Here is a 10960-nt window from a genome sequence, read left to right on the forward strand (position 1 = left end):
GGCAGGCCGGGCCTGATGCAGATGGTCGGCAGGCGGATGCCGATGCCATCGAGGAAGCCGCGGCGGGAATAGTCGGCCAGCAGTAATTCGCCGATCGCCTTCTGCGCACCGTAGCTCAGAAGCGGCGTGTGGAAGAACTCGTCGCCGATCGCATCGGGGAACGGCGCGCCGAACACCGCGATCGAGGACGTGAAGACCACGCGCGGCTTGTAGCCGCCGCCTGCAAGCCTGACGGCATCGAGCAGCATTCGCGTGCCGTCGAGATTGATGCGGTAGCCCTTGTCGAAATCGAGCTCGGCTTCGCCCGAGACGATCGCGGCGAGATGAAAGATCACGTCCGGACGGCCGGCGATCAGCTTTTCGGCCGCACCCGGCACGGCGAAATCGCTCGACACGGTCTCGACGGCAAACCCGGCTCTTTCCGGCGCCTTCGGCTCGACCACGTCATGCATGGTCAGCTTGGTGATGTCGCTCTTGCCGAGCCGGCCGTCGCGCGACAACCGTTCGCACAATTTGCGGCCGACCATGCCGGCGGCGCCCAGAACCAGAATGTGCAAGAGCCTACTCCTTTTATTGGCCGGAACGCGCCGATTTCGGCGATTCGTCCTGGCGCGCTCTCGAGGCAGGCCCCGCGATCATTCCTTCACGGCGCCGGTCATCGCCGACACATAATACTCCACGAAGAAGGAATAAAGGATAACTACGGGAACCGAGCCGGTCAGAGCCGCCGCCATCAGCGCCCCCCAGTGGTAGACGTCGCCATTGACGAGCTCGGTGATCGCGCCGACGGGGATCGTCTTGTTTTCGGACGAGGAGATGAAGGTCAGCGCGTAAATGAACTCGTTCCAGGACAACGTGAAGGCGAAGATGCCCGCCGAGATCACGCCCGGCAGCGAAAGCGGCAACGTGATCTTCATCAGAATCTGCAGCCGCGTCGCCCCGTCGATCAGCGCACACTCCTCCAGCTCATAGGGGATGGTGCGGAAATAGCCCATCAGGAGCCAGGTGCAGAACGGGATCAGGAAGGTCGGATAGGTCAGGATCAGCGCCAAATTGCCGTCGAACAGCCCGAGCTGAAACACGATCGCCGCCAGCGGAATGAACAGAATGGAGGGCGGCACCAGATAGCCGAGGAAGATCGCAAGGCCGACATAGCGCGAGCCCTTGTAGCGAAGGCGTTCGATCGCATAGGCGGCGCAGACGCTGGCGAACAGGGAGATGAAGGTCGAGGACACCGAGACGATCACGGTGTTCCACATCCAGAGCGGATAGTCGGTGTCGAAGAACAGCTTCTTGATGTGCTCCAGCGTCGGATGCACGATCCAGAACGGATTGTACTTTTCGTAGTCGTACATCTCCGCGTCCGGCTTGAACGTCGCGACCGCCATCCAGTAGAACGGGAACAGCAGGAAGAAGATGATCAGGCCGAGCGGAAGGTAGACCCGAAAAAACTTCCGCGGGAAGCTCTCGAGGTAGTCCATTCCGACGCTTTGGTCGTCCGCTGTGGTCATGGTCAGTCCCTCCCGCCTTGCTGCCAGCGGGAGCGCTGAAGCCCGAAAAAGCTGAGCAGGATCGCCGCGACCAGGAACGGAATCATCGCGTTCGAGATCGCCGCGCCTTCACCCAGATTGCCGCCGGTGATAGCGCGCTGGAACGACAGCGTCGCCATCAGATGGGTGGAGTTGATCGGCCCACCCCGCGTGATGGTGTAGATGAGCTGAAAGTCGGTGAAGGTCATCAGCACCGAGAACGTCATCACGACCGCGATGATCGGCGACAGCATCGGCAGCGTGATGTGGCGGAAGCGCTGCAGATTGGTGGCGCCGTCGAGATTGGCGGCCTCATAGAGCGAGGGCGAGATGGTCTGTAATCCCGCCAGCAGCGTGATCGCCACGAAAGGAACGCCGCGCCAGATATTGGCGGCGACGACCGACCAGCGCGCATTCCAGGGATCGCCAAGGAAATCGATATAGCGCGTGATCAGGCCGGCCTTGATCAACACCCAGGAGATGATCGAGAACTGGCTGTCATAAATCCACCAGAACGCGATCGCAGAGAGCACCGTGGGCACGACGAAGGGCAACAGCACGATCGCCCGGATCATCGACTTCATCGGCAGCCGCTCGTTGAGCAGCAGCGCCAGGTAAAGGCCGATGGCGAATTTCACCGCGCTGGCGGCGACCGTGTAGAAGATGGTGTTGAACACCGAAAGCCAGAACACTGAGTCCTTCGCCAGCGAGACGAAATTCTGGAAGCCGATGTAGCGCCCGGCGCCGCCGATCTTGGTGTCGGTCATGCCGAGCCAGAAGCCCAGCGCCAGCGGGTAAGCCAGAAACAGGATGAGGATGGCGATTGCCGGCACCATGAACATCGCGCCGAGGAAATGCCGGCTCTCGAATGCTCTGGTCCACAAGCTGCTGCGCTTGGCCTGCGCGACAGTGGACTCGGCCATAACTGCCATGTCGGATTCCCCTCGACGAAAAGTCGCGGCGTCCGGCGAACCGGACGCCGCGTAGATTGGAGCTGATCAGACCTGATAGTAGCGCTTGGCGCGCTCGGCTGCGCGTGCGGCTGCCGCCTTCGGCGTCACGGAGCCCGACGCCGCCTCGGCGAACATGTCGACGACGACGAAGTCGCCCATCACGGCGGCCGAGGCATAGCCGAGATCGCCGGCATAGCCGTTGTCGCGGCAGCGCTTCAGGCAGTCGCGATACGGCGTGATCTTCGGATCCGACGTCCACACCGGGTTGTCGTTGTAGGCCGGAAGCGGCGGCGACACGTAGCCGTTGGAGGAGACCTCCCAGGCGTCGTAGTTCGCCTTGTCCATCATGAACTTGATGTATTCCTTGACCGCCTTCGGATACTTCGAGTGCTTGTAGCCGTAATAAACCAGCACGTTCTGCTGCTCGGTCGACACGCCGACCGGACCGATCGGCATCGGCGCGTGGTTCATGTCCTTGGCGATCTCCTGCTGCTTCGGATCGGTCGAGTTCTTTCCGACGGTCCAGATCGAGATGCCGTTCAGCGTCAGGCTGAGCTCGCCGTTGAGGAACGCCTTGTTGTTGTTCGAGTCGTTCCACGACAGCACGCCGGGGATGAAGGTCTCGTAGAGCTGCTTGACGTATTCGAGCGCGGCGATCGTCTCCGGCGAGTCGATCACGACCTCGTTCTTTTCATTGACGACTTTGCCGCCGAAGGCCCACAGCGCCCACTGGCACCAGCCGTTGGCGTCACCCGTGGCGTGGCCGAGCGCGAAGCCGGCCGGCGTGTTGTTCTTCTTCAGCGCCTGGCAGAGCTTGAGGAAGCCGGCAGTGTCCTTGGGAAATTCATCGAAGCCGGCGGCCTTCACGTGGCTAACGCGATAGTTCAGGCAGCCGCCGGTCGCGCCCTGCGGAATGGCGATCCAGCTGTTGCCCTTCTTGCCGTAGCGTTCGGCAACCGGGTACCAGCCGCCATACTGCGCGCCGAGATAGTCGGCGACGTCAGTCATGTCGATCAGCTTTTCCGGGAATTTGTGGGGATCATCGAGCGTTCCGATGATCAGGTCGGGACCGGCGCCGACATTGGCGGCGACCGCGGCTTTGGGGCGGATGTCCTCCCAGCTCTCGGCCTCGAGCTTGATCTTGACGCCGGTCTTCTCGGAGAACGCCTTGGTCTGCTCGGCGAATTTGTCGAACTCGGCCTGAATGAACTGCTTCCAGCGCAAGACGCGGATGGAAGCGTTCGGCTCGGGCGTGTTGGTCCACTCTGCCGCGCGTACCGGGACAATGCCCGGGCCGGCCAGCAGCGCCGCGCCGCCCAGACCGACTTTAAGCACACTTCGCCTGTCGAAATCGCTCATCGTTCTCTCCCTAAATTTTATATTTGTATTGGGTCGTCTTGTATTGGGGCAGTTCTGCTTGGCAGTTCTTTGGCGTCGCTATACGCGTTTGCCCGTCGCCTCGTCGAACAGATGAATCACGGAAGGATCGGGCTTCAGCTTGACCTTGTCGCCCGGGTTGAACTGGTGACGTTCGCGGAAGACTGCGACGACCTGCTCACCACCGAGCTTCGCAAACACCTGCGTTTCCGAGCCGGTCGGCTCGACCACGACGATCTCGGCATCGGCGCCGTCGTCAGCGATGGTGAAATGCTCGGGACGCACGCCGTAAACGACAGGACGCCCGTCGGACGCCGCCGGCGCGTTCCTGAGCGGCAGCTTGACGCCATTCGGCCCCTCGAAGGTCGCAACGCCGTTGACCCGCACATGACCCTTCAGGAAGTTCATGGACGGCGAGCCGATAAAGCCGGCGACGAACTGGTTCTCGGGCTTGTCGTAGAGCTCGAGCGGCGTACCCATCTGCTCGACGATGCCGTCATGCATGACCACGATTTTATCGGCCATGGTCATGGCCTCGATCTGATCGTGGGTGACGTAGACCGTCGTGGTCTTCAGCCGCTGGTGCAGCTCCTTGATCTCGGTGCGCATCGCGACGCGCAGCTTGGCGTCGAGGTTCGACAAGGGCTCGTCGAACAGGAACACCTGCGGATCGCGCACGATGGCGCGGCCCATGGCGACGCGCTGGCGCTGGCCACCAGAGAGCTGGCGTGGATAGCGTTCGAGCAGCGGCGACAGCGCCAGAATCTCGGCGGCGCGCTTGACGCGCTTGTTGATCTCCTCGGTGCTCTCGCCCCGCAGCTTCATCGAGAAGCCCATGTTCTCGCCGACCGTCATGTGCGGATAGAGCGCGTAGTTCTGGAACACCATCGCAATGTCCCGCTCCTTGGGCTGGACATTGTTGACGACGCGGTCGCCGATCGAGATCGTGCCTGAGGTGATGTTCTCGAGACCGGCGAGCATGCGCAGAAGCGTCGACTTGCCGCAGCCGGAGGGACCAACCAGGACGACGAACTGGCCGTCCTCGATCGGAATCGAAACGCCGTGCAGGACTTCAAAATTGCCGAACGATTTCCGCACGTCGCGGATTTGCACAGACGACATCTAGCTCCCTCCTCGAAAGTCCACGACGCATCTCGCGCCGCGACCGTCTTGTTTTTTCAGACTTCACCGAACGAAGCCCAACCTTAGCGGGCGACATTGTCGGCAGTTTGCGCGGTTTTGGCAATTTGTCTTTGGTTAGTCCGTGCTGGTAGCGCTGTCAACGTTCCTTTGTTTGCGACAGTGAGTGTGTTAAGAGCAGCAAATGGGTCGAAACCGCACCAAGTCAGGCAAAATCCGGCTGGCGGAAGTCGCCGAGCTCGCCGGCGTAAGCCCGATCACAGCGTCCCGCTTCTTCCGCAATCCCGAGGCGCTGTCGGTGGCCAAACGGACCCGGGTCGAAAGCGCGGCCAGGGAGCTTGGCTATGTGCCGAACCTGGCGGCGCGCGCGTTGGCCTCGCAGCGCACCGAGGTGATCGGTGTCTTGATTCCGTCGCTGACCAATAACGTGTTCTCCGACGTGCTACGCGGCATCTACGACGCCTCCGAAAACAGCCGTTACTCGATCCAGTTGTCCAACACACGCTACAGTATTCTCCAGGAGGAGAAGCTGCTGCGGCTGTTTCTTGCGCAGAAGCCGGCCGGGCTGATCGTCACCGGCATCGACCAGACCACGGAATCGCGCGCAATGCTCGATGCCGCCGACTGCCCGATCGTGCAGATCATGGAGATCGGACCCAATCCGATCGACATGATGATCGGCTTTTCGCACTATGACGCAGCCCGTGCGGCGGTTGCGCATCTGTTCGCGCAAGGTCACCGCAAGATCGGTTTCGTCGGCGCACGGATGGATCCGCGGGTGCAGCGCCGGCTCGACGGATACGTCTCGGCCATGAAAGACGCCGGACTGTTCGACCAACGCCTCGTCGTCACCACGGCGACTCCGACCTCGGTAACGCTCGGAGGCGCCCTGTTCACCGATCTCCTGGCGCGGGAGCCCGGCATGGACGCGGTGTTCTGCGCCAATGACGACCTCGCGCTGGGTGTGCTGTTCGAATGCAGGCGCCGCGAGATCGCGATCCCCGAACAGATCGCGATCGTAGGCTTCAACGATCTCGAATTCATGGCCTCCGCCGTCCCGACTTTGACGAGCGTGCGCACCAACCGCTACGAGATGGGCAACACGGCCGCCAGCATGTTGATCGAGGCGATCGACGGACGGCGCCCGGAGCACCCGGTGCTCGATCTCGGCTTCAAGGTGATCGAGCGGCAAAGCTCGTCGGCCCGGCGTTCCGACAACCGGCCAGCCGTTTCAGGCGGGGGCGTCGCGAACAAAATGGTAGCGTTACCAAGTGGCCATGACTAGTATCGGATTTGTGAGGAAACGACCCGCCAGCGGGCAGGCAAATCGTCGCTCGCGCCGTTGGGCATCGCACAAGCCGATACCATAAAACGGACGCCAGTGCGTTTGCATTGCAGGAGAAACCAATGACAAAAAAACCAACCAATGGGCATGCCCCCGCCGGCAAGGGCGCTCGCCGCCACCTCCGCTCGCAGGAATGGTTCAACAATCCGCATAATCCGGGCATGACCGCGCTCTATATGGAGCGCTATTTGAACTACGGTCTCACCCGCGCCGAGCTCCAGTCCGGCAAACCGATCATCGGCATCGCGCAGACCGGCAACGACCTCTCCCCCTGCAACCGCCACCATATCGAGCTTGCCCATCGCGTCCGCGAAGGCATCCGCGAGGCCGGCGGCATTGCGATGGAATTCCCGACCCATCCGATCCAGGAGACCGGCAAGCGCCCGACCGCGGCGCTCGACCGCAACCTCGCTTATCTCGGCCTCGTCGAAATCCTCTACGGCTATCCGCTCGACGGCGTGGTGCTGACCACGGGCTGCGACAAGACCACGCCGGCCTGCATGATGGCGGCGGCGACCGTCAACCTGCCCGCGATCGTGCTGTCGGGCGGGCCGATGCTGAACGGCTGGCACAATGGCGAGCGCACCGGCTCCGGCACCATCGTCTGGAAATCGCGCGAGCGCCTCGCCGCCGGCGAGATTGACTATGAAGAATTCATGGAGATCGTGGCGTCATCGGCGCCCTCGGTCGGCCATTGCAACACCATGGGCACCGCTTCGACCATGAACGGGCTCGCGGAAGCGCTCGGCTTCTCGCTGCCGGGCTGTGCGGCGATCCCCGCCCCCTATCGCGAGCGCGGCCAGATCGCCTACGAGACGGGAAAACGCATCGTCGACATGGTCTGGGAAGACCTCAAGCCTTCGGACATCCTGACCCGCAAGGCGTTCGAGAACTGCATCGTGATCAATTCGGCGATCGGCGGCTCGACCAACGCACCGATCCACATTAACGCGCTGGCGCGCCACATCGGCGTCGAGCTCTCCATCGACGACTGGCAGAAGGTCGGCCACGACGTGCCGCTGCTGGTGAACATGCAGCCGGCCGGCTTCTATCTCGGCGAGGAATTCCACCGCGCCGGCGGCGTGCCGGCCGTGGTGCGCGAACTGATGAAGCACAAGCGCATCCACGAGGACGCGGTCACGGTCAACGGCCGCGGCATCGGCGAGAACTGCGCCAATGCGCCAAAACCCGACAACGACGTGATCTGGTCTTACGACAAGCCGCTGGTGAAGGACGCCGGCTTCCTGGTGCTGAAGGGCAATCTGTTCGATTCCGCGATCATGAAGACCAGCGTGATCTCCAAGGAATTCCGCGATCGCTACCTCAGCAACCCGACCGATCTCAATGCATTCGAGGGCCGCGCCATCGTGTTCGAGGGTCCCGAGGACTATCACGAGCGGATCGACGATCCCTCACTCGAGATCGACGAGCGCTGCGTGCTGTTCATTCGCGGCACCGGCCCGATCGGCTATCCCGGCGGCGCCGAGGTCGTGAACATGCAGCCCCCTGCGGCGCTGATCAAGCGCGGCATCATGTCCCTGCCCTGCATCGGCGACGGCCGCCAGTCGGGCACCTCGGGCTCCCCTTCGATCCTCAATGCTTCGCCGGAAGCCGCCGCCAATGGCGGGCTCGCGATCCTCAGAAACGGCGACAAGGTACGCGTCGATCTGAACAAGGGCAGTGCCAACATTCTCATCTCCGACGACGAGGTGAAGAAGCGCCACGCCGAACTGGCGGCGAATGGCGGCTTCAAGCATCCGCCGAACCAGACGCCGTGGCAGGAGCTTTATCGCAACACCGTCGGCCAGCAGTCGACCGGTGCCTGCATGGAGCTCGCTACGCGCTATCAGAACGTCGCCGGCACATTTGGCGTAGCGCGGGATAATCACTGAGTTAGGAACACGTAGCCCGGGTGAGCGGAGCGACACCCGGGACATCCGCTCCCGGATATCGCGCTCGCGCGCTCATCCGGGCTACGGCACTGAGAAAATCGAGGAGAATACAAATGGCAGACCGCCTCAAGGGAAAGCGCGCCGTCATCACGGCTGCAGCGGCAGGCATCGGGCGCGCATGCGCCATTGCATTCGCGCGTGAAGGCGCAACCGTCATCGCCACCGACATCAACGAGAGCGGCATCGCGAGCCTGACCAAGGAAGGCATCGCCGAGGTCGCCAAGCTCGACGTGCGCAGCACCGCCGACGTTAACGCCTTCGCCAAGCGCGTCGGCAAGGTCGACATCCTGCTCAACGCGGCCGGCTTCGTGCACCACGGCACCATCCTGGAGTGTTCGGAAGAGGATTTTGATTTCTCGTTCGACCTCAACGTCAAGTCGATGCACCGGACCATCAGGGCCTTCCTGCCGGACATGCTCGCGGGCGGCGGCGGCAGCATCGTCAACATCTCCTCCTGCGCGGCGCTGCGGCCGCCGGCCAACCGTTATGTCTACAGCGCCTCGAAGGCAGCGGTGTCGCTGCTGACGCGCGCGGTCGCGCTCGACTTCATCACCAAGGGCATCCGCTGCAACAGCATCTGCCCGGGCACCGTCGAGACGCCTTCGATGCTCGACCGTGCCGCAGCGCAAGGGCCGCAGGGCAAGGAGATGTTCGTCTCCCGCCAGAAGATGGGCCGGCTCGGCACCGCCGACGAGATCGCATCCATGGCGGTCTATCTCGGCAGCGACGAGAGCGCCTTCACCACCGGTGTCGACCTCGTGGTCGACGGCGGCTACATGCTCTGACGCCAGAGGCCCGGCATGAACAAGATCGATCTCAACGGCCGTGTCGCCATCGTCACCGGCGGCGCGCAGGGCTTTGGCCGCGCCATTGTTCAGCGCTTCGTCGCCTCCGGCGCCAAGGTCGCGATCTGGGATTTTGATGCAGCCCTGGCCGAGAAGACGGCAAAGGAAATCGGCGATAACACCTGCGTCTTCAAGGTCGACGTCACCGATACCGCGGCCGTCGAGCAGGCCCGCGACGCGACGCTGGCCGCCTTCGGCAAGATCGACATCCTCGTCAACAATGCCGGCATCGCCGGCGTCAACAAGCCGGTCTGGGAGACCGATCTCGAGGAATGGCGGAAAGTTCTGCGCATCAACCTCGACGGCCCTTTCATCGTCTGCAAGGCGATCGTGCCTTGGATGCTCAAGCAGAAGTACGGGCGCATCGTCAACATCGCCTCGATCGCCGGCAAGGAAGGCAATCCCAACGCCTCGCATTATTCGGCGTCCAAGGCCGGCCTGATCGCGCTGACCAAGTCGCTCGGCAAGGAATTGGCCGCACACGACATTCTCGTCAATGCGGTGACTCCCGCGGCTGCGAAGACGGCGATCTTCGACCAGATGACGCAGCAGCATATCGACTTCATGCTGTCGAAAATCCCGAAAGCGCGCTTTGTGCTGGTGGAAGAGCTAGCCGCGATGGTGAGCTGGCTCGCATCCGAGGACTGCGCGTTCTCGACCGGCGCCGTGTTCGACATCTCGGGTGGGCGGGCAACCTATTGAGGCAGCCATGATCCGAGAAGGCGGATGTCTGTGCGGCGCGGTGCGGTTCAAGGCGGAGGGCGAGCCGCTCAACGTCCGCATCTGCCATTGTCGCATCTGTCAGAAGGCGATGGGCTCGCCCTACTTCGCCCGCGCGCAATTCGACCAGCGCGCACTGACTGTCGAGGGCGACACCGAGCGCTATGCGTCGTCCGAGAACATCGACCGCGTGTTCTGTAAGCGCTGCGGCACGCGCCTGTTCGCCTGGCGGCGCAACGGCACGCTGGCTGGCGTTGCGCTGGCGACCTTCGACGATCGCAACGCGTTTGTGCCCACCGAGCACATCTGGGTCAGCGAAAAGATGGGCTGGGTGACGATCGAGGACGGCATGATCCGATATGACGGGACGATCCCGACGTAGCTCATCCGGCGCCAAGGCTCCACGTCACGGCCGCTGGTCTCGCCGATCATTTGCGGCGTGGCATTTCGGGACCGCCCACCCTATGTTGGGGTGACGCGTTGCTGCACCACCGGTTGGCTGGGTCGGCTGCAAGACCGCAGGCAAACCGGGACGGACGAGCCGTGAACATTTCCTTGTATGACCTCTCGGTGTGGGTGCTGCCGCTGGTGCTCGCCATCACCTTCCACGAGGCTGCCCACGCCTTCGTCGCACATCGTCTCGGTGATGATACCGCATGGCAGCTCGGCCGTGTCAGCTTCAACCCGCTCCGCCACATCGACCCGTTCGGCACGCTGATATTGCCGGCGATGCTGCTGTTCGCGCATTCGCCATTCCTGTTCGGCTATGCCAAGCCTGTGCCGGTGAATTTCCGCAAGCTCAACGACCCCAGACTCGGCATGGTCTGGGTGGCGCTGGCCGGGCCCGCCACCAACATCCTGCTGGCGCTGTCCGCAGCTCTTGCCCTGCACGCCCTGCCCTGGGCCCCAGCGAACTCGGCGCAATGGATCTTTGACAATCTCAAGAACGCACTGCTGATCAACGCGGTGCTGGCGGTGTTCAACATGATGCCGATTCCGCCGCTCGACGGCGGGCGCGTCGCGGTAGGGCTGCTGCCCCGGCCGCTCGCCCTCCCGCTGGCGCGGCTCGAGCCGTTCGGGATGCTGATTCTGATCGGCT

General features: G+C 62.9%; 11 protein-coding genes. 6 read left to right on the plus strand and 5 right to left on the minus strand.

The window, feature by feature from the left end; genetic code table 11:
* The 5 genes from IVB32_RS13880 to ugpC all read right to left on the minus strand — a co-directional run.
* The coding region (locus tag IVB32_RS13880) for an NAD-dependent epimerase/dehydratase family protein (RefSeq protein ID WP_247410614.1) at positions 1-557 on the minus strand (557 nt) is incomplete at its 3' end.
* A gap of 78 nt (positions 558-635) precedes the next feature.
* Positions 636-1511, minus strand: coding sequence for a carbohydrate ABC transporter permease (locus IVB32_RS13885; RefSeq protein ID WP_007592322.1), 876 nt, complete (start codon positions 1509-1511; stop codon positions 636-638).
* A gap of 2 nt (positions 1512-1513) precedes the next feature.
* Entirely contained in the window at positions 1514-2461 is a 948-nt protein-coding gene (locus IVB32_RS13890; RefSeq protein ID WP_007592324.1) for a sugar ABC transporter permease, read from the minus strand.
* A 66-nt stretch (positions 2462-2527) separates the two neighbouring features.
* Positions 2528-3841, minus strand: coding sequence for an ABC transporter substrate-binding protein (locus IVB32_RS13895; protein WP_018459245.1), 1314 nt, complete (start codon positions 3839-3841; stop codon positions 2528-2530).
* 78 nt (positions 3842-3919) lie between these two features.
* Complete coding sequence (ugpC, locus tag IVB32_RS13900; protein WP_007592328.1) at positions 3920-4981, minus strand: sn-glycerol-3-phosphate ABC transporter ATP-binding protein UgpC; 1062 nt, start codon at positions 4979-4981, stop codon at positions 3920-3922.
* Positions 4982-5183: 202 nt separating this feature from the next.
* On the opposite strand from ugpC, the gene IVB32_RS13905 reads away from it, so the two are divergent.
* From IVB32_RS13905 to IVB32_RS13930, 6 genes are all read left to right on the plus strand, one after another.
* Positions 5184-6284, plus strand: coding sequence for a LacI family DNA-binding transcriptional regulator (locus IVB32_RS13905; protein WP_247297558.1), 1101 nt, complete (start codon positions 5184-5186; stop codon positions 6282-6284).
* Between the two features lie 122 nt (positions 6285-6406).
* Positions 6407-8236, plus strand: a complete 1830-nt coding sequence (locus IVB32_RS13910) for an IlvD/Edd family dehydratase (RefSeq protein WP_247369212.1) — start codon at positions 6407-6409, stop codon at positions 8234-8236.
* Positions 8237-8349: 113 nt separating this feature from the next.
* Positions 8350-9081 carry an SDR family oxidoreductase gene (locus tag IVB32_RS13915; protein WP_247297562.1) on the plus strand — a complete coding sequence of 244 codons (732 nt, stop codon included), beginning with the start codon at positions 8350-8352 and terminating at the stop codon, positions 9079-9081.
* 15 nt (positions 9082-9096) lie between these two features.
* Complete coding sequence (locus IVB32_RS13920; RefSeq protein ID WP_018459249.1) at positions 9097-9843, plus strand: SDR family NAD(P)-dependent oxidoreductase; 747 nt, start codon at positions 9097-9099, stop codon at positions 9841-9843.
* 7 nt (positions 9844-9850) lie between these two features.
* Positions 9851-10243, plus strand: a complete 393-nt coding sequence (locus tag IVB32_RS13925; protein ID WP_085362164.1) for a GFA family protein — start codon at positions 9851-9853, stop codon at positions 10241-10243.
* Between the two features lie 161 nt (positions 10244-10404).
* Positions 10405-10960: site-2 protease family protein (locus tag IVB32_RS13930; RefSeq protein ID WP_247410645.1), on the plus strand; the 556-nt coding region annotated here is incomplete at its 3' end.

It is taken from the genome of Bradyrhizobium sp. 23 (assembly GCF_023073295.1).
In the GTDB taxonomy this organism is placed as follows: domain Bacteria; phylum Pseudomonadota; class Alphaproteobacteria; order Rhizobiales; family Xanthobacteraceae; genus Bradyrhizobium; species Bradyrhizobium canariense_D.